General features: G+C 41.2%; 19 protein-coding genes and 1 other annotated feature. Of the genes, 2 read left to right on the forward strand and 17 right to left on the reverse strand.

Annotated features, from left to right (window positions below; genetic code table 11):
• Positions 1-46 precede the first annotated feature (46 nt).
• The 4 genes from AC3ANL_RS19150 to AC3ANL_RS19165 form a co-directional block, all read right to left on the reverse strand.
• Complete coding sequence (locus tag AC3ANL_RS19150; protein WP_488325980.1) at positions 47-1,765, reverse strand: sensor domain-containing diguanylate cyclase; 1,719 nt, start codon at positions 1,763-1,765, stop codon at positions 47-49.
• A 171-nt stretch (positions 1,766-1,936) separates the two neighbouring features.
• The gene (locus AC3ANL_RS19155; RefSeq protein WP_488325981.1) at positions 1,937-3,262 is read right to left on the reverse strand and encodes a bifunctional folylpolyglutamate synthase/dihydrofolate synthase; all 1,326 of its coding nucleotides are present in this window, start codon (positions 3,260-3,262) and stop codon (positions 1,937-1,939) included.
• A 100-nt stretch (positions 3,263-3,362) separates the two neighbouring features.
• Positions 3,363-6,005 carry a valine--tRNA ligase gene (locus tag AC3ANL_RS19160; protein ID WP_488325982.1) on the reverse strand — a complete coding sequence of 881 codons (2,643 nt, stop codon included), beginning with the start codon at positions 6,003-6,005 and terminating at the stop codon, positions 3,363-3,365.
• Positions 6,006-6,232: 227 nt separating this feature from the next.
• Positions 6,233-6,468, reverse strand: a binding site (T-box leader).
• A 124-nt stretch (positions 6,469-6,592) separates the two neighbouring features.
• On the reverse strand, positions 6,593-7,906 hold the full coding sequence (locus tag AC3ANL_RS19165) for an O-antigen ligase family protein (RefSeq protein WP_488325983.1): 1,314 nt from the start codon (positions 7,904-7,906) through the stop codon (positions 6,593-6,595).
• 216 nt (positions 7,907-8,122) lie between these two features.
• On the opposite strand from AC3ANL_RS19165, the gene AC3ANL_RS19170 reads away from it, so the two are divergent.
• Entirely contained in the window at positions 8,123-8,317 is a 195-nt protein-coding gene (locus tag AC3ANL_RS19170) for a hypothetical protein (RefSeq protein WP_488325984.1), read from the forward strand.
• Positions 8,318-8,337: 20 nt separating this feature from the next.
• Here the strand turns inward: AC3ANL_RS19170 and ysxE are convergent, their stop codons facing one another.
• The 9 genes from ysxE to hemA all read right to left on the reverse strand — a co-directional run bounded on the left by ysxE (position 8,338) and on the right by hemA (position 17,907).
• Positions 8,338-9,375 carry a spore coat protein YsxE gene (ysxE, locus tag AC3ANL_RS19175; protein ID WP_488325985.1) on the reverse strand — a complete coding sequence of 346 codons (1,038 nt, stop codon included), beginning with the start codon at positions 9,373-9,375 and terminating at the stop codon, positions 8,338-8,340.
• Positions 9,376-9,451: 76 nt separating this feature from the next.
• Positions 9,452-10,519, reverse strand: a complete 1,068-nt coding sequence (gene spoVID, locus AC3ANL_RS19180) for a stage VI sporulation protein D (protein ID WP_488325986.1) — start codon at positions 10,517-10,519, stop codon at positions 9,452-9,454.
• 882 nt (positions 10,520-11,401) lie between these two features.
• On the reverse strand, positions 11,402-11,614 hold the full coding sequence (locus AC3ANL_RS19185; protein ID WP_488325987.1) for a hypothetical protein: 213 nt from the start codon (positions 11,612-11,614) through the stop codon (positions 11,402-11,404).
• Between the two features lie 79 nt (positions 11,615-11,693).
• A complete protein-coding gene (gene hemL / locus AC3ANL_RS19190) occupies positions 11,694-12,980 on the reverse strand; it encodes a glutamate-1-semialdehyde 2,1-aminomutase (protein WP_488325988.1) in 1,287 nt (428 codons plus the stop codon).
• Between the two features lie 24 nt (positions 12,981-13,004).
• Positions 13,005-13,985 (reverse strand): porphobilinogen synthase, encoded by a 981-nt coding sequence (gene hemB / locus AC3ANL_RS19195; RefSeq protein ID WP_488325989.1) that lies wholly within the window; start codon positions 13,983-13,985, stop codon positions 13,005-13,007.
• Positions 13,986-13,988: 3 nt separating this feature from the next.
• On the reverse strand, positions 13,989-14,771 hold the full coding sequence (locus tag AC3ANL_RS19200) for a uroporphyrinogen-III synthase (RefSeq protein WP_488325990.1): 783 nt from the start codon (positions 14,769-14,771) through the stop codon (positions 13,989-13,991).
• Entirely contained in the window at positions 14,768-15,703 is a 936-nt protein-coding gene (gene hemC / locus AC3ANL_RS19205; protein ID WP_488325991.1) for a hydroxymethylbilane synthase, read from the reverse strand. The genes AC3ANL_RS19200 and hemC overlap by 4 nt, the downstream gene beginning before the upstream one ends.
• A 14-nt stretch (positions 15,704-15,717) precedes the next feature.
• A complete protein-coding gene (gene ccsA / locus AC3ANL_RS19210; RefSeq protein ID WP_488325992.1) occupies positions 15,718-16,551 on the reverse strand; it encodes a cytochrome c biogenesis protein CcsA in 834 nt (277 codons plus the stop codon).
• Positions 16,552-16,563: 12 nt separating this feature from the next.
• Positions 16,564-17,907, reverse strand: a complete 1,344-nt coding sequence (gene hemA / locus AC3ANL_RS19215; protein WP_488325993.1) for a glutamyl-tRNA reductase — start codon at positions 17,905-17,907, stop codon at positions 16,564-16,566.
• Between the two features lie 259 nt (positions 17,908-18,166).
• Between hemA and AC3ANL_RS19220 the strand changes: the two genes are divergently transcribed.
• Positions 18,167-18,655, forward strand: a complete 489-nt coding sequence (locus AC3ANL_RS19220) for a LiaF transmembrane domain-containing protein (RefSeq protein WP_488325994.1) — start codon at positions 18,167-18,169, stop codon at positions 18,653-18,655.
• A gap of 54 nt (positions 18,656-18,709) precedes the next feature.
• Here AC3ANL_RS19220 and yihA read toward each other — a convergent pair whose 3' ends face one another.
• The 4 genes from yihA to clpX form a co-directional block, all read right to left on the reverse strand.
• Positions 18,710-19,291, reverse strand: a complete 582-nt coding sequence (yihA, locus tag AC3ANL_RS19225) for a ribosome biogenesis GTP-binding protein YihA/YsxC (RefSeq protein ID WP_488325995.1) — start codon at positions 19,289-19,291, stop codon at positions 18,710-18,712.
• Positions 19,288-21,597, reverse strand: a complete 2,310-nt coding sequence (gene lon / locus AC3ANL_RS19230) for an endopeptidase La (RefSeq protein ID WP_488329778.1) — start codon at positions 21,595-21,597, stop codon at positions 19,288-19,290. Before lon ends, yihA begins: the two co-directional genes overlap by 4 nt.
• A gap of 260 nt (positions 21,598-21,857) precedes the next feature.
• The gene (gene lonB / locus AC3ANL_RS19235; protein ID WP_488325996.1) at positions 21,858-23,525 is read right to left on the reverse strand and encodes an ATP-dependent protease LonB; all 1,668 of its coding nucleotides are present in this window, start codon (positions 23,523-23,525) and stop codon (positions 21,858-21,860) included.
• Between the two features lie 168 nt (positions 23,526-23,693).
• Positions 23,694-24,953: an ATP-dependent protease ATP-binding subunit ClpX gene (clpX, locus tag AC3ANL_RS19240; protein WP_488325997.1), complete on the reverse strand. Its 1,260-nt coding sequence runs from the start codon at positions 24,951-24,953 to the stop codon at positions 23,694-23,696.
• Between the last annotated feature and the right edge of the window lie 288 nt (positions 24,954-25,241).

Consider the following 25,241-nt stretch of genomic DNA (forward strand, 5'->3'; position numbering starts at 1 on the left):
AAAGAGGTGTAACCATGGTTGCAAAACAACTTGGTCACACCTCTTTTTAACACGACGAATACTCCGCCACCCGATTCCTACCTGCCCTTTTCGCCCCAACATACAACGCCCGGTCCGCATGTCTAATCAACGCCAATGCATCCTCGGCATCCTTTGGTGCAGTCGACACACCAATGGAAGCTGTGATTTTTACCTGTTGCTGCCTTTGATCTATTGACTCACTTATCATGAACGGCCAGTTGGCAATCGCTTGACGGATGAGCTCTGCCATTTGATAGCCATCTTTTTTATCTGTATCTGGTAACAGAACGACAAATTCTTCGCCCCCATACCGGGCCACGGTTCCTCTTTCTCCGACTAGATTCGTTAATCGGCTGGCAAGCTCTCGAAGAATCTCGTTTCCACTTTGATGGCCATACGTGTCATTTACTTGTTTAAAGTGGTCTATATCCAGGATGATTAAGGAAAGCTTGTGGCGCTCAAAACGCATCAATTTTTCAAACTCATCCGTTAGAATCGTTTCAAAGTAACGATAGTTATATAAATTCGTTAAGGCACAGCGTTCACTTTGTCTTTTAGTTTTTTCATAATTGTTGGCGTTTTCAATCGCGACAGCAAAATGAGAACAAAGAATATCAATGATCATTTGCTGCGATTTTTCATAAGCGCGTTTTTGCTTTGACGCAAGCAATAAAACCCCCATTAATTTATTACTTCTTACGATCGGCACACCTAACATACTCTCTACGTCATTCGGGATCGTACCAGTATCGAACTGTTGCCATTCTTTTCTAGTGGCGAATAAAAAGGCCTTTTGTTTCGCCCATACCATGCCGCTAATCCCTTCATTTTTTTTCCTGGAAAGGACTTCATTCGGCATGACTTTCCCTGCTTCCATCCGGCGAATTAAGGTAAGTTCGTCACCGTTTGCTTCGAGGATATAGGCATAATCTACAGGGAGCATTTCACCAAGCTTTTGAATAAACAAATCAAGTACATCATTGACATACAAGCGTTCAGCTAGTTGATGGCCGATTTCTGCTGCTTTTTGCAAATGCTCATTAATTTTTTCGCTAGAATAATAGAGTTTAAAGATAATCGATAGACTGACAAACGGGATCCCCACAAACAAAATCGCTGCCATGCCAACTGAATCATAAAGAAGGTATAAAACAAAACCAATTGGGAGTGTGATGAATGTAGTGATCGTCTCGACGATGAAGTCCTTACCAAAATAGGAAGTTTTTATTTTATAAACAAAATATAAATTGCAGGAAACAATAATTTGATTTAATAGGTAAACCGTGACTGCATATAAAACAGCAAGCCATATGGAACGATGGTCATGGAGTAAGTTCTCGCCTGTCCCCCCGCCTAGATTGTAGTAGAGCAGCCCGCTTAAAAAAGAGACTAAGAAAAACATATTTAAATTAAGGGGAAGCCGGAAAAATTCACCCTTCCTTAGGACCCTTAGCTTGAGGAGTAAAACAATGACGGCAATTTGTGCAAAAAGGATTTCGACAAATAAGCCAAACCTTAAAAAGGTTGCTAGTGCCACCCATTGGATTAAAAAAATAAACATATTATTAATAACCATCGGCATGGCCGCCACGATAGACGTTAATAGTAAAAATGCCAAAATATCGAGCCAATTTCCAGTGATTTTAGGAGGAGGATAAGTTGTATAGGTGAACCACAATCCGGCAGGAACCATTAAGATCCAGACAAGAAAAATAGCTTGTTTCATTTGCGGTTTTACATCCATGTTTATCCCCCCTCCATCAATCGTCTTTAATTCAAGATAACATAATTTTACCATTTTTAATATAACTTGTCATACAAGAATGGTTATAATTTTCAAATATTTAAATATAAATCATTGACCCGTCAAGTGGTAGAAAAATAAACCAGTTGAGGGGTCATTTAAGGTCTTTACCTATAGAGGCTGCGATTCTCTTTCTCTGATTATCTGCGAGACAATTGGTTTCGCCTCTGAAATAAAATAGAGCGAACCAGTAATGACGAGGATGGTGTTCCCTGCTAAATGAGAAATCTCTTCTACCAGATAGGATTGCCACTCATCGACGGCTAGTTTGTTTGATGATTGGCTAATGTTGAGCAAGTCTTCCGCCTTAGCTGCACGAGGAAAATCAAAGCTGACAAATGTAATTTGATCAGCGATTTGATCAAGCTTAGCAATCATTTCATCGAGTTTTTTATCTCTTAATGCCGCAAAGACAATATGAATCGTTCGGTCAGAAAACCGAGTGGCAAGCTCATTGGTTAAGGCCGTTATACCTTCTTCATTATGTGCCCCATCCATGATCACGAGTGGATTTTCGCTAATAACCTCAAATCGGCCTGGCCAATACGCCTTTTTTAGTCCTGCTCGGATGCTATGCTCTGAAATAGCATAGGTACCCTGCTGAGTTAAGAATAGGGCTGCCATGACAGCAAGTGACGCATTTTCAGTTTGATGCTGGCCGATCATGCCAAGTTCTAACTGGTCAAGTGTTTGCAATGGTGTTTTTAATGTAAACACTTCCCCTCTTACAAGGGAATCATGAGCACTAATCCTAAATTCTTTATTTAATCGATAAATGGGGGCTGCCATTTTAGCCGCTTGTTTCTCGATGACTTCTAGTGCACCCGGAATTTTTACTGCAGTGAAAATGGGTGTATTCTCTTTAATGATACCGGCTTTTTCAAAAGCGATTTCCTCATAGGTATTACCTAGAATTGCGGTATGGTCTAACCCAATATTTGTAATGATAGAGAGCAAGGGATGAATAATATTGGTGGAATCAAAGCGTCCGCCTAGGCCCACTTCGAAAATAACAATGTCAACATTGCTGGCATGGGCAAAGTAATAAAACGCCATAGCGGTAATGACTTCAAACTCCGTTGGGCCGCCAAGTTCGGTTTCCTCTAATTCATCTGCCAGCGGGCGAATCACATTGGCAATCCTCAATAATTCATCATCTAAAATCGGTTTTCCATTGACACTAATTCGCTCGTTAAATTGCTCAATATATGGCGAGGTAAACGTTCCAACCGTATATCCCCCAGCTTGGAGAATCGATCGTAAAAAGGTTACGGTTGATCCCTTCCCATTGGTACCACCGATATGGACTGTTTTGATTTTGTTCTCTGGATGGTCGAGCTTGTCCATCATCCACTCCATTCGTGCCAGCCCCGGTTTAATCCCCAGTCTGAGTCGCGCATGAATCCAATCTAGGGCTTCTTTGTAGGTTGTAAACATTTATGTAACACCCCTTTTATTAATATCTTAACAAAGGGTCAGACCCCACAACCTAAGTGGGGTCTGACCCTTTTTGGGACAGCTTCCCAAACCTAATAATTTACCCTCTTAATTCTTTAATCCGTGCTTCGACAATGCTTCTCTTTTCGAGATAGTCACTTTCCTTGGCACGTTCTTCAGCAACGACGCTCTCTGGAGCTTTTTTCATGAACCCTTCATTGCTTAATTTCTTCTGAACCCGTTCGACTTCTTTATTTAATCGTTCAAATTCCTTTTCAAGACGGGCAATTTCTTCATCAATGTTAATCAGCCCTTCAAGAGGAAGAATGATTTCTAAACCAGTAATAACGGCAGTCATCGCCTTTTCAGGTAATTCGATATCAATCCCCATTTGCAGTTCCTCTGGATTACAGAAGCGTTCAATGTAATGACGATTGCTTTCGACTGTTCTTAGAATGGTTTCATCCTTCGCTTTGACAAGCATTTTAATTTTTTTGCTCATTGGTGTGTTTACTTCGGAACGAATATTCCGTACGGACCGAATCATTTCCATCAGAAGCTTCATATCCTGTGCAGCTTGTTCATCGGAAAGCTCCGGTTTTACAACTGGCCATGCTGCTGTTGTAATCGACTCTCCTGCATGCGGAAGGTTTTGCCAAATTTCCTCGGTGATAAATGGCATGAATGGATGCAGTAAGCGCATCGTTTGATCTAATACATGGGCAAGGATAGAACGAGTCGTTTTCTTCGCTGCTTCATCTTCCCCATATAATGGCAGCTTCGCCATTTCAATGTACCAATCACAGAAGTCATCCCAGATAAAGTTGTATAAGGCACGGCCCACTTCACCGAATTCATAGCGTTCAGAAAGTCTTGTTACGTGTTCAATGGTTTCATTTAATTGAGTTAAAATCCACTTATCGGCAACCGATTTTTCCCCGCTAAAATCAATTTCCTCGTAGGTTAAGCCATCCATATTCATTAATGCAAAGCGGGAAGCATTCCAAATCTTATTAGCAAAGTTCCAAGTGGATTCAACCTTTTCGTAACTAAAGCGAAGGTCCTGACCTGGTGAGCTTCCGGTTGATAAGAAGTAACGCAATGCATCGGCACCATATTTTTCGATAACATCCATTGGGTCTACACCATTGCCAAGGGATTTACTCATTTTTCGTCCCTGCTCGTCACGTACGAGACCATGAATCAGTACATCTTTAAATGGACGCTCGCCCGTAAACTCAATGCTTTGGAAAATCATTCTTGAAACCCAGAAAAAGATGATGTCGTAACCAGTGACAAGGGCATCTGTTGGGAAATAACGTTTATAATCGGCCGCTTCTTTATTTGGCCAGCCCATGGTTGAAAAAGGCCATAATGCTGAACTAAACCAAGTATCTAATACATCATTATCTTGGTTCCAGTTTTCCGCGTCAGCAGGTGCTTCAAGCCCTACATAGACTTCGCCTGTTTCCTTGTGATACCACGCTGGAATACGGTGGCCCCACCAAAGCTGTCTAGAAATACACCAATCACGGATATTTTCCATCCAGCGCAAGTAAGTTTTTTCGAAACGGTCTGGGACAAAGTTAACTTTTTCTTCTTTAGTTTGCAATGCAATCGCTTCGTCTGCGAGTGGCTGCATCTTAACAAACCATTGGGTGGACAGGTATGGTTCGACAACCGCGCCGCTGCGCTCAGAATGACCAACAGAATGCATATGCTCTTCAATTTTGAAAAGTACACCTAGTTCCTGAAGATCTTTGACAATTTGCTTTCGGCATTCGAAACGATCTAAGCCTTGATATATACCTGCTTTTTCATTCATGGAACCGTCTTCGTTCATAACAAGGATGCGCTCAAGATTGTGGCGGTTCCCTACCTCAAAGTCGTTAGGGTCATGTGCAGGTGTGATTTTTACTGCCCCAGAACCAAACTCCATATCAACATAATCATCGGCAACAATCGGAATTTCTCGGCCTACAATTGGAAGGATAACGTTTTTCCCAATCAGATGCTTGAACCGGTCATCTTCCGGGTGAACCGCAATGGCTGTATCGCCGAGCATGGTTTCCGGACGGGTTGTGGCAATCTCAATCGTGCCAGAGCCATCTGCAAGTGGATATTTCATATGATAAAATGCACCTTGGATATCCTTGTAGATAACTTCGATGTCAGAAAGGGCTGTTTTGGTTGATGGATCCCAGTTAATAATGTACTCACCACGGTAAATCAAGCCTTTTTTATAAAGGGTGACAAATACTTCTTTAACTGCATCAGATAGGCCCTCATCTAGGGTGAAACGCTCGCGGCTGTAATCTAGGCCAAGTCCTAGTTTGGACCATTGCTGGCGGATATGGGAAGCATACTCTTCCTTCCACTTCCATGTTTCCTCAACGAACTTATCCCGGCCTAAATCGTAGCGGTTTTTGCCTTCGTTACGAAGCTTTTCCTCTACTTTCGCTTGGGTGGCAATACCGGCGTGGTCCATGCCTGGCAGCCAGAGAACATCATAGCCCTGCATCCGTTTCATCCGTGTCAGAATATCTTGTAAGGTTGTATCCCAAGCATGACCTAAATGAAGTTTTCCGGTAACATTTGGCGGCGGGATGACAATCGTATATGGCTTTTTCCCTTCATCGTCCTTTGCTTCAAAAAACTTACCTTGTAACCACCAGTCGTAACGCCCCTTTTCGATCGTTTGCGGATCGTATTTCGTCGGCATTGTTAATTCTTTTGTTTCCATCTAAAATTCCTCCTTTTTACTAAGAAAAGCGCAAGCGCCCTGGTCAGCGGCGTATGGCCTGGAGCGCTCCAACTGAGATAAAGGAAACACGAAGAGCCGGAGGCGATTCGATGTTGACTTATCGTAGGGCGGAGAGTGAAGGACACTAGCCGCTAGGGCGCTGGAGCTGGACAATTCTCGAAGCCAAAACTTAAATTCTTATATTAACAAAAAAACCCCATTCGTCGTAAAAGGACGAATGGAGTTTGCTTCGCGGTACCACCTTTTTTCCAATCAAAGATTACATGATTGGCTCTTAAATCAGATAACGGATTTCCTCCGTCTTCCACTACTAGGATGTACTCCGTTCGCAAAAGAAGCTCCTGGGCGACCTTCAGACGTTCCGCTTAGGAAATCTTCCAGCTAATGATTTCCCTCTCTATAAGCAGGAGTGCATCGTACTCTTCCCTGTCTTTGCTTTATTTTTTAAATTATATTGTTATACTACCGAAAAAAAGGGTTAGACGTCAATCATGATAACCAATTTTTTTATATTTTATACTGTATGTAACAATAGAAGAAAATGCAAGCCCTTTATTACATCATGTTCATGCACTTTTAGAGGTAACAGACCATTCCTGCACAGCTTGTTTCTTTATGTACAAACTAGACTTAGCCAAAGAAATTCCAAGAACAGACCAAAATATCGGCGCAACCGGAACCGTACTAATATTAAAAAAGGCTTGTACTAAATAACCGATAATGGTTGCAATTAACCCATATTGGATAATGGTCTCCTGCCCTTGTGCCTTTTTAACTGCTTGGAAGGCTCTGCGTAGAACCACAATGACCAAGAGTAGGTATGTCAATAATGCGGGTGTCCCTAATGTAATTGCAATTTGTAAATATTCGTTATGGGCTTTATCGACTTTAGTATTCGGGCTCCCCAAAAATTCTTGTAGTTCCTCTGGAGTAGCTGGAAAGATAAATTCAAAGGTGTCTGGCCCTGACCCCACCCAAAAATACTCCTTTACAAGCGGTAAGGATTTTTTCCAGATGAAAAATCGGGAAGAGCCTTCATGACCAGTACTTTGATTGGAGGCAATACTCACCGAATCATTCACAACGGAATGAATCCGCTGAAAATAAAAGCCATTTTCAGTGGTATTAATGGCTAAAAGTAATAGAGCCAAACTAAATAATAAGGTAATCCACCTTTTCCACAGATATTTCCTTTTAAGTACAACAAACATAGTTAAAAATACAGTGCCGCAAAATACACCCACATACCCACTTCTTGTACTGGAAAAAAGAAGCGCAATAAAGGCTAAACAAGCTGTAATATAGTATATCGAGGTAGCTTTTTGATTAGTTGTTGTTAAATATAGGGTCAATGTTACTATCAAAACTAACACAAGATAGGACCCAAAGAAATTAGGATTATCAAAAAAAGTATATGTCCCCGTATAATTTCGCATAGCACTATTCCTAGGCAGAAAGTCTAATCCATAATGCTGCAAAATTCCGTAAATTGAGACAATGATCGAGACGATCGAAATGCCAGACATGACTTTATTTAATTTGTTCAGTTCGATCAGCCGATAGGAAAAAAGAAAAAGACTAAAATAGGAAAAGTATGTAATAAGTCCTTCCTTGCGATCCAAGGTACCATGAACGGCCGTATACGTATAATCGGACAATGCAGTGGAAATCTCGATTAAACTTAATAAAATGAGCAAAATCAATTCGACGGAAGCATCCCGCTTTGCTGGCAATAGAGTCCGATACTTTCTTTTAAAAATAAGATAGAGCCATGTACCAAGGACAAATAGGTATAAGTAATCGGTCTTTATCGTAGTATAGTACGGGTCAAACCCCCAAGGGTAAATAAGCAGCGGAAAAAGAATGATAAACCAATACATTCAAAAATAAGCTCCTTTTTATGGATCATGAAAAATAAGCCAAAAGTACCTGGAAATTCAATTCCTTTTCATTATTCCATGACTTATAGGACTTTTCAATCAGAAAATTTATAAGGTGATTACTTTTTAGTGAGAAGAAATTATTTTTTTGAGGAACAAACTGGGTGGGTTGAATATATATAAAGAAAAGCAACAGCCAAATGGGGAGGTTCTCACGTGAAGCGCAATAAATTCCATAAATATAAATACCGTCCCTGGTTTATGTCAGGTCGCAGAATAGCGGCACAATTGATTATTCCGTTTACTATTTTTCAATTTATTCGAACGTTATTTTTGCCAACGATTCTAGATGTGTTATTGTTAACGATTTTTCTGGTCATCGCCGTTTCTATCTATCTTGAAATTATTTAAGGAGCCCATTATGCAGGATTTTACTGCGGCTGGGCTCCTTCTTTTGCTTGCTTCTGTTGGTTCTCAATTTCTGTCATTCGCATCACCACATATTCGGAATTTTTCAAATGCCAATAGCGGTGCTGCAGCTGCCTTACAAATTTCAATTCATTCTTAGGCCGCTTCTTGCGGTAATAGCTTTCAGCCACTTGCGTAATCGGAATCGGCAGGGCTAAATAGCTGTAGAATAATAGTTTTTCATCCTCTTTAAACGGAAAATATTTAAAGTAATGGTACACCCAATCAAGGGTGGTATCATTACGCTTTGGATTGGTATCCAAAGCACGCGATAAATAGGGCAGCAGATCATGAATCGGTGAGCCGTAGCGGGCATTTTCAAAATTGATAAAAAAGCCGTAGCCGCGATCATCGTAAAGGAAATGCTCTGGTGATAATTTCCCGTGGGTGATCACCATCCGGGCTTTATCGTTTTCTTTCGTATTCTCGTACCATTCTTCAAATTTTGTTTTTGAAAAGCGCAGGGCCTGACTGATTTCATTGTAGTAAAGGCAATATAATAATTCGAACGGTGACATGTAAGTTTTCTTTTCACACTCATCAATAAAGCCTTCAATGAATTCCTGTTGTTTGTCGAGCTGTTGAATGGTCTTTTCATAATGCTCCGTTCGTTCTTCTTTACTGATGGTGATTTCCTTGGCGGAGAGAGTATGAAGTCTTGCTAATTCTCGAAATAACTGCTGATCCTTTTGGTCACGATTTTCCTTTTGATCGTTTGGCATCCACGGCATTAAATAATATAAATTATTTTCATGCAGCACAGCATATCGTCCGTCCATCGTTGGATAGATCGGTACGATTCGATTAAAGCCTTTCTGGTAAAGCAAGTGTACATGACGAATAAAATCCGTTCCAAGGGTGGGGGGGATCTTTTTTAAGGCAAAGGTGCCTTTGTTGGAATATATCTTTTGGACCCCTCCAAAATCCTCCACAAAATAAGGCTCAACCTGGTAATTCCGTAGAATGGGATTCACCCATTCAAGTTGGTTCCTATCACTCATCAGATTCATCTCACTTTGATCAGTGAAAAGAAGCTGAGCAGGTCAAAAAGACCCGCTCATCTTTTCATTCACCTATTTATTTTTTGGCTAAAGCCCCGGGAATGTAGAGGACTTGCCCCTCGTAAACATCTTGATTCAGTTCAAGATTGTTGACACGGAGGAGATTGGGAACTGTAACGTCATAGCGGTCTGCCAGGGTGTTTACGGTATCCCCTTTTTGGACGATGCAAACCTTTAATTTGGTTTGTTCCGATCTTTCATCCTTTCGTGCAAAAAACTCTGTCAGGGTCATGCTCTTCTTTTTTACTGCTTTTTTCTTTTTTACTGCCTTTGGTGCTTCGTCAGATGAGGACGATGAGCTTTCTTCAACAATTAAAACTTCTTCATGGTGATGATGGTGCGGTACCTCTACTTCTACAACCACAACTTCCTCTTCCACTTCTTCCGGCTCGCTAGGTTCGCTTCTTGCCTCCTGTAAATTCCATGCTGGCTCATAATCTTCCTCTTCCAACTCTACCTGTGGCTGGTAGTTAAAGGTTGGAAACTTAGGTAAAACTTCAACAGGCTCTTCTTCAAGCTGTTTTCTTGCCTCTGCTTCGAATAAGAAGTTGTCTTCAAACGTGCTTTGAACCGCAGGCTGTTCGACCTCTACTTCAATTTCTTCTACAGTATCTTCGTATTCAGATTCGGAACGGTGAAGCACCTCGAACTCTTTTTCCTCAAGTGCTTCTTCTTGCTGTTGATGCTGCTGGACCTGTTCGCTTCCATATAAACCGCTGATGGTTAACTCGGCTGATAGCTTCAAGCAACTGCGCTCTGGTAAGGAATAATCAAATGATTCTACGAGGACGTCGATATCATAAATACTTTGAATCCGATTATTCGGAATTGTTATATCGACTGGGAAGCGATGTGAAAATTCACAGCTTCCTTCCTCCTCACGAACTGCGACCCTCTCCACAAATTTCTGAGAGGAAAAACCTTCATCTTCACTTTCATTGCTGTCTTCGTAATTTTTATATTCGCCGGTGAGTTCCAACGAACCACGGATGGTTACGTACTGATCGTTTTCCTGGATGGTGATGTCTGGGTCTAGAGAAATCGAAATAAGTTCCTCGACTTCCTGTCCTTTTCTAAACCACAACGACTCCTCCAAAGAAAATCGCAGGCACGATTGATTCTCCTGGGACAAAGCGACTCCTCCTTTCGTATCCTCCACGCAAAATCACTATGTCACTTACACTTTATGAAGAAGCCTTTTTAATTATGACCAAAAAGACAGATTATGCTGGGAAAGAATTTGAGTTATGTAGGGGTGGAGTAAATTATGATGAGTTCCTAAGGGGGGATTCCGCCAGGTCTGCCTGGATTTCCGCCAAATTGAGTTGGAATTCCGCCAAATAAGAGAGCAATTCCGCCAACTTAACACGTTATTCCGCCTAACAGCTTTTTAGATACCTTTTTTAAATGTAAATCCTCGTATTATCTATGGAGGGTATCTCCTTTTTGAGGTGTGCGAGATTCCGCCAAGTTTGCCTGGATTTCCGCTAACTCTTTCTACATTTCCGCCAAATTGAGTTGGAATTCCGCCAAATAAGAGAGCAATTCCGCCAACTTTACACGTTATTCCGCCTAACAGCTTTTTAGATACCTTTTTTAAATGTAAATTCTCGTATTTTCTATGGAGGGTATCTCCTTTTGAGGCGTGCGGGATTCCGCCAGTTTTGCCTGGATTTCCGCCAACTCTTTCTACATTTCCGCCAAATTGAGTTGGAATTCCGCCAAATAAGAGAGCAATTCCGCCAACTTAATACGTTATTCCGCCTAACAGCTTTTTAGATACCTTTTTTAAATGTAAATCCTCGTATTATCTATGGAGGGTATCTCCTTTTTGAGGTGTGCGGGATTCCGCTAAGTTTGCCTGGATTTCCGCCAACTCTTTCTACATTTCCGCCAAATTGAGTTGGAATTCCGCCAAATGAGAGAGCAATTCCACCAACTTAACACGTTATTCCGCCCAATAGCTTTATAGATACCTTTTTAAATGTAAATCCTCGTATTTTCTATGGAAGGTATCTCCTTTTGAGGTGTGCGGGATTCCGCCAAGTTTGCCTGGATTTCCGCCAACTCTTTCTACATTTCCGCCAAATTGAGTTGGAATTCCGCCAAATGAGAGGGCAATTCCGCCAACTTTACACGTTATTCCGCCAAGCCTAGGTTTTACTACCGTCCTCAACACCGATAAGCCAGTCCCACCACTGGCAGATTCTAATCTTACAAAAAAACACCCACAAAATGAGTGGGTGTTCTAAACCATATTATTTCAGCTTCGAAAAAGCAACCTCAGCTGCTTGAATAGTCTTTTCAATATCTTCATCAGAATGCTCTGTTGACAGGAATAGGCCTTCAAATTGGGAAGGTGGTAAGAATACCCCTTGGTTCGCCATTTCACGGTAATAGGCCGCAAAGAAATCCAAATTAGAGCTTTTTGCTTTTTCATAGTTAATAACGGCTTCGTTCGTGAAGAAGAAACCAATCATGGAACCAGCGCGATTAAAGCTAATCGGAATATCATATTTTTCAGCCGCTGCCTCAAAGCCTTTTTGAAGCATGTCCCCTTTACGGATAAACTCCTGGTAGTGCTCAGGAGTTAACTGGCTGAGTGTTTCAAGCCCTGCTGTCATCGCCAGCGGATTGCCGGATAATGTTCCTGCTTGATAGATTGGACCGCTTGGTGCGATTTGCTGCATGATTTCAGCTTTACCGCCATATGCACCAACAGGTAGTCCGCCGCCAATTACTTTACCAAGGCAGGTAATATCAGGGGTGATATTGAAATAGCCTTGTGCACAATTGTAGCCAACCCGGAAGCCAGTCATAACCTCATCAAAAATGAGCAATGAGCCATTTGCTGTCGTGATCTCACGAAGACCTTCTAAGAAGCCTGGAAGCGGCGGGACAAGTCCCATGTTGCCGGCAACAGGTTCAACGATGATACAAGCAATATCTTCGCCAAATTGTTCAAAGGCATATTTGACACTCTCTAGATCATTATAAGGAACGGTGATCGTGTTTTTTGCAATCCCTTCTGGTACACCTGGGCTGTCAGGCAAGCCAAGTGTAGCCACGCCTGAACCCGCTTTAATTAATAACGAATCACCATGGCCATGGTAACAGCCTTCGAATTTTAGAATCTTATTACGACCTGTGTAGCCTCTTGCTAAACGAAGGGCACTCATCGTTGCTTCTGTACCCGAGTTAACCATCCGGACTACTTCAATCGATGGCACGCGTTCAATCACAAGCTGTGCTAATTTGTTTTCTAATAAGGTTGGGGCACCAAAGCTTGTCCCTAATTCAGCTGTTTTTTTCAACGCCTCGACAACACGATCATTAGTGTGGCCTAAAATAAGCGGTCCCCATGAAAGGACATAGTCGATATATTCATTTCCATCAATATCGTATATTTTGGACCCTTTTCCTCTTTCCATGAAAATTGGGCTCATATTTACAGATTTAAAGGCACGCACCGGGCTGTTAACACCGCCGGGCATGATGGGCTGGGCTTCCTTATATGCTTCAATCGATTTTGTATACGAACGCATTCTATTCCCTCTTTTCGTATGATGTTATTGGTCTTCTTTTAACCAGCGGCATGCATCTTTTGCATGGTACGTAATAATTAAATCCGCACCGGCACGTTTCATGCCTACTAACATTTCAAGGACAGTCTTTTTCTCATCGATCCAGCCGTTTTGGGAAGCTGCTTTAATCATCGCATACTCACCACTAACGTTATAAATAACCAATGGTAAATTAAAGTTATTTTTCATATCGCGAAGAATGTCCAGGTATGGCATACCAGGTTTAACAATCAAGAAGTCAGCACCTTCAGCAACATCGGATTCTGCTTCTCTAAAGGCTTCCATCCGGTTTGCCGGATCCATTTGGTAGGTTTTGCGATCACCAAACTGCGGTGCACCCTCTGCTGCCTCACGGAACGGACCGTAGAAGGCCGAAGCGTATTTTACTGCATATGACATAATTGGAATTTCTGTAAAACCAGCTTCATCAAGCCCAGCTCGAATCGCAGCAACAAAGCCATCCATCATATTAGACGGAGCAATAATATCTGCCCCCGCTTTAGCCTGGGCAACCGCTGTTTTTACGAGCAAATCGAGTGATTCATCATTTAGGATTTTGTCGCCTTCCACCATTCCACAATGGCCGTGGTCAGTATATTCGCAAAGACAGGTATCTGCAACGATGATGATTCCTGAAAAGTGTTCTTTAATGTACCGTGTAGCCACTTGAACAATTCCATGGTCATGAAAAGCTTGGGTACCGCAGGCATCCTTTGTTTTTGGAATACCAAATAATAAAACAGACTTAATTCCGTGGGCGACGATGTCTTCCATTTCTGCATGAAGGTTGTCCATCGATACTTGGAATACTCCCGGCATGGATGATACTTCTTGACGGATATTTTCACCTTCATAAATAAACAACGGATAAATAAAGTCTTCTGCTTTCAAGTGATTTTCACGAACTAGTGCACGCATGCTTGCACTTGAACGTAAGCGGCGATGACGTTTAAATTGTAATTCCATTTCCTATTCCTCCCTATCTAAATAAGCAATCGTACTCTTAATCATTTCTTTTACGGTGTACTCCTTGGGTGACGCATGAACCGATATGCCATAGGAGCGAAGTTTTTTTTCAGATGAAGGCCCAATACAGGCAATGATACACCCTTTTAACGGCTCGTCCAAACCATATTCCTTCACGACCTCCATCAGGTGGTCCACGGTTGAAGGACTAGTAAACATGAGAATATCAAGCTCGTGATCAGCCAACAGCCTTGCTAGCTTCAAGCGGCTGTCTTCTGGCAGATACGTTTCATAGATTACGACCTCATCGACCTCTGCCTCAGCCTTAGATAAGGCATTCGCGATGTATTCGCGGGCAAGATTGCCTTTTGGAATCAACACCTTTGAACCCTTATGAATATACGGCAAAAATTCTTCCGTAAACGTCTCCGCAACATAGGCGGAAGGGACGAACGCGGGATCCAACCCCATTCCCGTTAATACTTCTGCCGTCTTTTTCCCAATAACCGCAATTTTAGGGAACTCCCTATCCACCTGTTCCCTTTTATAAAAAGAAAAAAAGGTTTCAACGGTTACGTTGCTCGTAAAAATAATCCACTCATATGTATCAAGTGCCTTCACACAATCAAGAAGGCGTTGATTTTTTTCAATCGGCCGAAAAGCAAGAAGAGGGATTTCAATTGGAATCCCTCCGTACCTCGCAACAAGCTTTGAAAAGGATTTCGCTTGATCTTTTCCTCTTGGAACAAGAACTTTTTTATCAAGCAAAGGGGCTGATTTAATCATTGCCCTTCAAGCTCCCATTTAACCTTTTCAATCAGGTCCTTGGCTCCTTTTTTAATTAATAAATCAGCAGCCTGAATCCCTAGCTCTTCCGGATTTTGGCCGCGGAGTTCCTCTTTGAAAACTTCGTGACCTTCAGGAGATGCGACAAGTACATTTAACACTACTTCATCGTTTTCCTCTACACGTGCAAAGCCGGCAATCGGTACCTGGCATCCGCCCTCCATTTTTTGAAGGAAGGAACGTTCGGCGCGAACCGCACGTTCTGTTTTCTTACAAGTGAACTTTTCAAATAGTTCAAGTAGTTCTTTATCGTCCTCGCGGCATTCAATCGATAAGGCCCCTTGCCCCACAGCCGGGATACAAATATCGGCATCGATAAATTCTGTTACAACCTCTTTTGACCAGCCAAGGCGGGCCAGACCAGCCGCTGCTAAAATGATCGCATCGTATTCTTCCGTTTCTAATTTAGCTAATCTTGTATCGACGTTGCCACGAATCCATTTAATCTCTAAATCTGGACGCTGGATTAATAGTTGTGAACTGCGGCGGAGGCTGCTTGTTCCAATGATTGCACCTGGCTTTAAATCATTTAATTTAATATGACCTTTTGAAATTAAGGCGTCACGGTGATCTTCACGGTAAGGGATGCAGCCGATTGTAAGCCCTTCTGGAAGCACTGCTGGCATATCTTTCATACTATGAACGGCCATGTCAATCTCTTTATCAAGCATGGCTTGCTCGATTTCCTTCACGAACAAACCCTTACCGCCTACCTTAGAGAGGGTCACGTCCAATATTTTATCGCCCTTTGTGACGATTTCTTTTACTTCAAATTCGAAATTCGGGTCAAGCTTCTTAAGCTGTTCCATCACCCAATTGGTTTGGGTTAATGCTAATTTGCTTCGTCTTGAACCAACAATAATTTTTCTCATGATTGCCTCCTAGGTTATGCATACCATAAATGAAATGATGATAAACGACCGAACAAGAAAAAGTTAATTAAAACGATTAAAAATGATGCTGTATTCCACATGGCTAATTTTCTGCCAGATAAATTTTTCCTAATCCGCAAGTATAAATAGATACTATAGGCCGTAAGTAACAAAAACGAGCCGATAATTTTCATATCGTACCACGGCATGCCCGGAACCTTTAAAAAAGCCCACTGCAAGCCTAAGATAAGACTAAGGAGGAGCATTGGAACCCCAATAACAGCACATATGTAAGAGGATTTTTCCAATTTATCTAAATCGGCTAGCCGAATTAGACGTTTTCCCCATTTTTTCCCTTTTAATAAATCATATTGGAGCAGATATAATGTCGAAAAAACAAAAGATAATGAAAAGGCTCCATAGGATAAAATCGCCATCGTAATATGGATCAAAAGCAATTCTGACACAAGCTGTTTTGCCATGATATGCGAATGATATTGCATCGGAGCAAAGGTATGAATGGCCATAACAGTAAAGCCAAGGATATTAGTGAAAAAGACAATAAAGTCTACTTTTAATAAATGATTGATCACAATGGACAATGTTACTAATACCCATGCATAAAAATAGAGTCCCTCAAAAATGGTGAGTACAGGAAACCTGCCTGTTTTTATCATATAGAAAAAGAGGAAGACCGTTTGTAAAATCCATACAAATGCAAGTAACCAGAAGGCAATACGGTTTGCCTTCCGGTTATGGTGAATGAAGTCGAAAAAATATAACAACACACTGAAGGCATATAAAATAACGGTAAATTCATGAAGCCTTGTCAAAAGAGCGTTAACCATAGCAACGACCCCTTATGACTGAAAAGAAGCCTGAACTTCTCCAACCTGAATTTTATTAGTTTCTGCTTCATTGGAATGTTGTTGCTGAACAAGCTCATCGATATTAAAGATCTTCATGAATAATTCCATTGCTTGAGCTGCATCCGGTCTTGCCGCCAACTCTTTCACTTGTAAAATAGGGTCTTTTAACATCTGGTTGACAATACTCTTAGTATGTTTATTTAATACCTTTAGGTCATGATCAGATAAATTGGGCAGTTTTCTTTCGAGGCTGACCATGGTGTCTGCCTGAATCGAAAGAGCTTTTTCCCGAAGTGCCGAAATAACAGGAATGACGCCAAGCATGCCAAGCCATTGTTTGAAGTCGACAATTTCTTTTTCAATCATAAGTCTTATTTTTGCAGCAGCTTTTTGACGTTCTTGAAGATTCGCTTGAACGATTCCTTCTAAGTCATCAATGTCATATAAAAAGACATTTTCAAGCTCGGCAATTTTTGGATCTAGGTCACGCGGCACAGCAATATCAACCATAAACAATGGTTTGCCTCTGCGTTTTTTCTCTACCTTTGCCATCATTTCCTTTGAAATGACAAAGTCCTTCGCACCAGTTGAACTAATTAGAATATCTGCTTCAACAAGTGATTTTTCCAATTCAGTTACCGCTCTTGCCGACCCATTAAATTTGCTGGCAAGGACCTCTGCTTTTTCAAACGTCCGATTGATGACCGTAACCTGCTTCACGCCGTTGCCATGCAGGTTTTGGGCAGCTAACTCACCCATTTTTCCAGCCCCAAAGATTAAAACATGTTTATTCTCAAGTGAACCAAAGATTTTCTTTGCAAGCTCGACGGCCGCATAGCTTACTGAGACGGCATTGGCACCAATATCGGTTTCAGAATGAGCCCGCTTGGCGATCGTAATCGCTTGTTTAAACAAATGGTTAAACACCGAACCTGTTGTTTCCTCTTGTTGTGCAGCCATAAAGCTTGTTCTTACCTGTCCAAGGATTTGAGTTTCCCCTAAAACCATGGAATTCAGGCCACAGGTTACATTAAATAAATGATCTACTGCACCATCGTCTTCATTTACGAATAGAAATGGAGAAAATTCCGCTTGTTCTATTTCGAACCATTCAGACAGAAATTCCTTTATATAGTAACGGCCTGTATGTAGTTGATCTACGACCGCATAAATTTCTGTACGATTACATGTAGATAAAATGATATTTTCGAGGATGCTTTTTTTGGCGTTTAATTTTTTGATCGCATCCACAAGATCGGTTTCATTAAATGTCAACCGCTCACGGATTTCTACTGGGGCAGTTTTATAGTTAAGACCGACGACTAAGATATGCATTTTAGTTAATGACACCCCCAATAAAATAACAGTATTAACTAGGTAAATTATATCACGAGCATTTTCGACTTTTGCTCGAAAAATGTGAACAGAAAACGAAACTATGTGATAAGATATAGTAAAACTTTCCTTCCGTCAGTATGACAGGCGGGAAATGTTAGAAATCATTTTATTCATCTAGTCTAAAAATACTTTCTTATGTACAGTATCAAAAAATGGGACTAGATTCAAGTGAACCTTACTGGAAGTGGTGTATTCAATGAAAAATCAACGAATTTTCCCAGGAATTATCCTGATCGGATTTGGGGCTTACTTTCTACTACAACAGACAGGAATTACTCTTTTTCAACATTTTTATACATGGCCGACCTTGCTCATCATTGTCGGGATGGCCTTTTTAGGTCAAGGCTATTCTGCAAGGGAATACGATGCCATTCTTCCTGGAGTGATCATGATCGGATTTGGACTTCATTTTCATCTGGCCGGCAATGTTTCCTTCTGGCCGACGAATACGATTGGCATGTTAATACTCATTATTTCCGTTGGATTTTTCCTGCGTTTTCAAAAAACAAACAATGGTCTTTTCCAGGCATTCCTTTTTCTCATTATAGCGGTACTCTTGCTCTTTTATGATAAAATCGCCGGCTATTTTGGCCTCCTTCAAAACGGCATGAACTTTATTTGGAAATTTTGGCCCGCCCTCCTTATAGTTATTGGAATTTATTTTTTACTAAAAAAAAGAAAATAACCAGAAAACCGCCTGGCGCATTCTTCGCGCCAGGCGGTTTTTATGTTTACATGTTTACATAAAACTCTGAAGAATTGACCATGCTTCATCCTTACCAAGGCCTGTTTCAGATGAGAACAGGACAATATGGTCATTCGAATCTATGTCTAATGTCTCCCGAGTTACTTTTAAATGTTTTTGCCATTTCCCTTTTGGAATCTTATCTGCTTTAGTAGCAATGATGACGACGGGAATTTCGTAATGTTTTAAAAAGTCATACATCATGATATCGTCATTTGTTGGGAGATGGCGTAAATCTACTATTAATACAGCCGCACGTAATTGCTCGCGTGAGGTAAAATAGGTTTCAATCATCTTTCCCCATGCAGCCCGCTCTGTTTTTGAAACCTTCGCGTAGCCATATCCAGGGACATCAACAAAATGAAGGATTTCGTTAATCAGATAAAAATTAAGTGTTTGTGTTTTACCTGGCTTAGATGATATTCTGGCAAGACCCTTTCGATTAAGCATCTTATTGATAAAAGATGACTTTCCAACATTTGAGCGGCCGGCAAGAGCGAATTCCGGTAAATCTGTTTCTGGATATTGGTCTGGCTTTACGGCACTGATGACAATCTCTGAACTAACTACCTTCATCGTTGACCACCCTCTATAAGGGCATGCTTTAGAACTTCATCCACATGTGACACAGGTATAAATTCTAATTCATTCCGAACACTGTCAGGAATATCATCAAGGTCCTTCACATTATCCTTTGGAATAATAATCGTCGTTAGACCAGCGCGATGAGCACTCAGTGACTTTTCTTTCAAGCCGCCAATTGGGAGAACTCTGCCTCTTAGTGTTATTTCCCCTGTCATACCGACTTCGCGGCGAATGGCTCTGCCGGTTAAGGCTGATACAAGCGCCGTAGCCATGGTAATCCCAGCAGATGGTCCGTCTTTTGGAACCGCTCCTTCTGGTACATGGATATGAACATCATATTTTTCATGGAAATCTTCAGCGATGCCAAGCACGCCCGCTTTTGAACGGATATAACTGAAAGCCGCCTGAGCAGATTCTTTCATGACGTCACCAAGCTTCCCTGTTAACACGAGCTTCCCTTTACCAGGAGCTAGTGAAACTTCAATTTGCAAGGTGTCACCGCCAACCGTTGTATAGGCTAAGCCAGTCGCAACACCGACTTGATCTTCTGTTTCAGCCATTCCGTAGTGGACTCTTGGTTTACCTAAAAATTCTTCCACATTCTTTTCGGTAATAATAACGCGTTTTTTCTCGCCGGCCACAATGATTTTGGCTGTTTTCCGGCAAATCTTCGCCATTTGACGTTCAAGACTACGGACACCGGCTTCCCGTGTGTAGTAGCGAACTATTTTCAGAATCGCATCATCGCGAACTTGAAGGATTCCTTTTGATAGGCCATTTTCTTTAATTTGCTTTGGCAGCAAATGGTCGCGACAGATGTGAACCTTTTCAATCTCGGTATACCCCTCGATAGTGATAATTTCCATTCTGTCTAAAAGCGGTCCAGGTACAGTCGACAAATTGTTCGCTGTCGCAATGAACATAACCTTCGATAAATCATAGGTTTCTTCTATATAATGATCGCTAAAATTATGATTCTGCTCTGGGTCTAATACTTCAAGCATGGCACTAGATGGGTCGCCGCGGAAATCGCTCGACATTTTATCAATTTCATCCAGCAAAAATACCGGATTAATCGTACCTGCTTTTTTCATGCCTTGAATAATACGGCCTGGCATCGCTCCCACATAGGTTCTGCGATGGCCGCGAATTTCTGATTCATCCCGTACGCCGCCAAGCGAAACACGGACAAAATTACGATTGAGCGAAGTGGCAATCGATCGGGCAAGGCTTGTTTTCCCCACACCAGGAGGTCCTGCAAGACAAAGAATCGGACCTTTCAAGGAATTGGTCAGCTTTTGCACGGCTAAATACTCGAGTACCCGTTCCTTTACTTTTTCAAGTCCATAATGGTCTTGATTTAAGATCTTTTCAGCCCGAAGGATATCAATATCATCCTCCGTCTTTTTCGACCATGGAATGGAGATCAACCAGTCAATATAGTTGCGAATCACTGCACTTTCAGCAGAGCTTGCCGGCACCTTTTCATAACGGTCGAGTTCTTTCATCGCAGCCTTTTGTACATATTCAGGCATACCTGCTTGCTCGATTTTTTTCGTTAGTTCCGCGATTTCACCGGTCTTACCTTCTTTATCGCCTAATTCCTTTTGGATCGCCTTCATTTGTTCACGAAGGTAATATTCTTTTTGTGTCCTTTCCATCGAACGTTTAACTCGCTGACCAATCTTCTTTTCAAGATTAAGGACTTCTTTTTCATTATGGATCGTATCAATAACACGGTTAACCCGTTGCTTGATATCAATCATTTCCAGGATTTCTTGTTTTTCCTTGAGCTTGATTGGTAAATGCGACGTGATGATATCCGCCATCCTGCCAGGTTCCTCAATATCTGCGACCGTGGCATATGTTTCTGCAGAGATCTTTTTTGATAATTTTATGTATTGCTCGAAATAATCAAGCATGGTTCTCATCAAGGCCTGATCTTCTACATCTTTTGTAGCAGAATCTTCGTAGGTCACAATACTCACGGAATAATAGTCATCTTCATCATAAAAAGAAACCACTTCCGCTCGATTCAATCCTTCTACCAATACGCGAATCGTTCCATTTGGCAGCTTTAACATTTGCTTAACCTTTGTTAACGTTCCTATTTTGTATAAGTCCTCTTCGGACGGCTCATCAATGGAGACATCCTTTTGAGTAGTTAAGAAAATTTGATGGTCATCTACCATTGCTTTTTCGAGTGCCTGCACGGATCTCTCCCGGCCTACATCTAAATGAAGTACCATTGTCGGATAGACAAGCAATCCTCGAAGCGGCAGGAGGGGGACGGTCATTTCATTCTGTTTCGTCAAATTACTGCACCTCCACATGCAAAATCCTATTTTTTCCACTGATAAGCAGAAAAAGTCTTTGTTGTACAATTCTATCTTATTTGGTTTTATGTGTCTATTTTTAAAGTGTGCGGCTGTTTGCTTTTTCAATATAATTATTTTCCCCAAATAAACTGTTTTCTTTCCATTAAAAAAACTTCGGCCTGCTTTTTCAAACAAACCGAAGTTATTTTCGTAAAAATTGGGGTAGTCGAGACACCCAATCAAATCAACTCTGTTTTTGATATTTCGATCGATGCCGGAATGGCTTCACTGTTTGGATAAGAATTGACTAATGCTACCTCAAATACTTCATGTAGATGGGTAACCGGGACAATCGTAATTCCGTCGATTTCCTTTAAAATGGTTTGCATATTTTCTTCTGGAATAATAACCGTTTTGGCCCCGGCCTTACGTGCAGCCTTCACCTTTGGATAGACGCCGCCAATTGGTTTCACATTGCCATGAATACTAATTTCCCCGGTCATTGCTACAGTATTATCAATGGGAATTTTATAAATGGCAGAGTATATTCCCGTTGCCATCGCAATCCCTGCTGATGGTCCATCAATTGGTACACCGCCTGGAAAATTAACATGAATATCGTAGTCATTAGCAGGTACACCCATCGACCGTAACACGGTAATCACATTTTCAATCGACCCCCGTGCCATACTTTTACGACGAATCGATTTGCCTTGACCACCGATACTTTCTTCTTCCACGATGCCCGTAATGTTGATCGATCCCTTTTCCTTCGCAGGGATAACCGTTACTTCTATTTCAAGCAAGGCACCGGAATTCGGTCCATAAACTGCTAAGCCATTCACAAGGCCAATGTGTGAAATATCGTTAATCTTTCGTTCCATTCTTGGTGTCATCTGGCTGGAGTGGATCACCCACTCGATATCTTCGTCCCTGATATAATTGCGGTCTTCAGTAATGGCCAGTCCCGCCGCAATTTGGATCATATTAACCGTTTCCCGGCCATTTCTTGCATATGTAGATAAGGTATCGACACCATTTTCACTGATCTTCATATTAACTTTATCAGCTGCTTTTTTGGCAACCGTCACAATCTCTTCCTGATTTAAATCTCGGAAGAAAACCTCCAAACAGCGTGAACGGATGGCCGGAGGAATTTCATTTGGCGTTCTTGTCGTGGCACCTATTAAGCGAAAGTCTGCAGGCAGACCATTTTTAAAAATGTCATGAATATGGGTTGGAATTTGATTGTTTTCCTCATGATAATAGGCACTTTCGAGGAACACTTTACGATCCTCTAATACTTTTAACAACTTGTTCATTTGAATTGGATGTAATTCACCAATCTCATCAATAAACAAGACGCCGCCATGGGCATTTGTCACTGCTCCTTGTTTTGGCTGTGGAATCCCTGCCTGTCCCATTGCTCCGGCCCCTTGATAAATCGGGTCATGTACAGAACCAATAAGCGGATCGGCAATCCCTCTTTCGTCAAAACGTGCGGTGGTAGCATCTAATTCTATAAACACGGAAGCTGGTTTAAATGGCGATTTAGCGTTCTTTTTTGCTTCCTCTAAAACCAGTCGGGCTGCAGCTGTTTTTCCCACTCCGGGCGGTCCATAGATGATGACATGCTGAGGATTTGGTCCACATAAGGCTGCTTTTAATGACTTTATTCCATCCTCTTGTCCTACAATGTCATTAAAGCTTGTAGGACGAACTTTTTCAGATAATGGCTCCGTTAAGGATATCGATCTCATTTTGCGAAGCTGTTCCATTTCTTTCCGGGATTCCCGATCAATGGACACTTTCTGTGTGCGCTGGGTTCTCAGCAAATTCCAAAAATACAGCCCGATTATAATTCCAAAAAACAGCTGTATAAATAAGGCAATCCCCGTCCAACTCATACTTTTCCCTCCTGCAACTAAATACTAATATATAGTAATAAGTATTTCCTCTAGGCAGGCGGAATAAACCACAAAATGTAAAAACTACGGATACGATAGGGCTGATAAAACAATTAATGGAAAATAACGATAAAAGAAGACCCAGCCATGAGGCTGGGTCTTCCATAATTATGCAGATTTTTCTTCAGCAATAACCGTTCCATCTTCTAACACTAATTTTGGAACGCTATTTTCCGTGACCGTTTCTTTTGTAATAATACACTTGGTAATGTCATCACGTGAAGGAAGGTCAAACATCACGTCTAACATAATTCCTTCAATAATGGAACGAAGACCACGTGCACCTGTTTTACGCTCAATTGCTTTTTTAGCAATTTCCGTTAGTGCACCTTCTTCAAATTCCAGCTCAACTTCGTCGATTTCAAGCATCTTTTGATATTGCTTAACAAGGGCATTTTTTGGCTTTGTTAAGATCTCAATTAATGCTTCTTCATCTAATTGTTCAAGGCTGGCAATTACCGGCAGACGACCGATGAATTCTGGAATCAAGCCAAAACGAAGTAAATCCTCAGGTAATACTTTAGAAAGAAGTTCTTTTTGACCAATATCTACTTGCTTGACATCAGAACCAAAGCCAATTACTTTTTGACCTAAGCGGCGTTTGATAATTGGTTCAATTCCGTCAAAAGCGCCACCACAGATAAACAAGATGTTCGTGGTGTCAATTTGAATGAATTCTTGATGTGGGTGCTTTCTTCCACCTTGAGGCGGAACACTTGCCACGGTACCTTCAAGAATTTTCAATAATGCCTGCTGAACGCCTTCACCTGATACATCCCTTGTGATCGAAGGATTCTCAGACTTACGAGCAATTTTATCAATTTCATCAATATAAATGATACCTTTTTCTGCTTTTTCCACATCATAATCAGCAGCTTGAATTAATTTTAATAAAATGTTTTCTACGTCTTCGCCCACATATCCAGCCTCTGTAAGGGAAGTAGCATCAGCAATCGCAAATGGCACATTCAAAATCCGTGCTAATGTTTGCGCCAATAATGTTTTACCGCTACCAGTTGGCCCAATCATAGCAATATTACTTTTTGAAAGCTCAACGTCATCAATTTTGCTATTAGAATTGATCCGTTTGTAATGGTTGTATACCGCAACAGACAGCGACTTTTTCGCTTGATCCTGTCCGATGACGTACTCATTAAGGATTTCACAGATTTCCTTCGGTTTTGGAACATCTTTAAATTCTACTTCTTCTTCTGTTCCAAGTTCTTCCTCGACAATTTCTGTGCAAAGCTCGATGCATTCATCACATATATATACTCCCGGCCCGGCTACTAATTTACGAACTTGATCCTGTGTTTTACCACAGAAAGAACACTTTAATTGCCCTTTTTCATCATTAAATTTAAACAAACCTTTCACCCCTTAAAACGTGTTATAACCCTATTTGAAGCTTGTGGATTACACAAACAAAGTCCGAGTTTTTCAATTTTTCAATGGTATGTATTTTGCATTGTAACACATATAGCCAATGGACTGGAAATAAAACGCTTTACATTATTATGTTTTCTTTTACTCTAATTTGTTTGTGTAAGTCCTTCGAAAAACATATGTACCCATTAATCATAACCATTATTTTTAAAATTAAATCTTAAAACTGTTTGGAATTTATTTATTCGCTTTCATTTGTTCATTTTCCTG

The organism is Neobacillus sp. DHD-1R, from assembly GCF_057747995.1.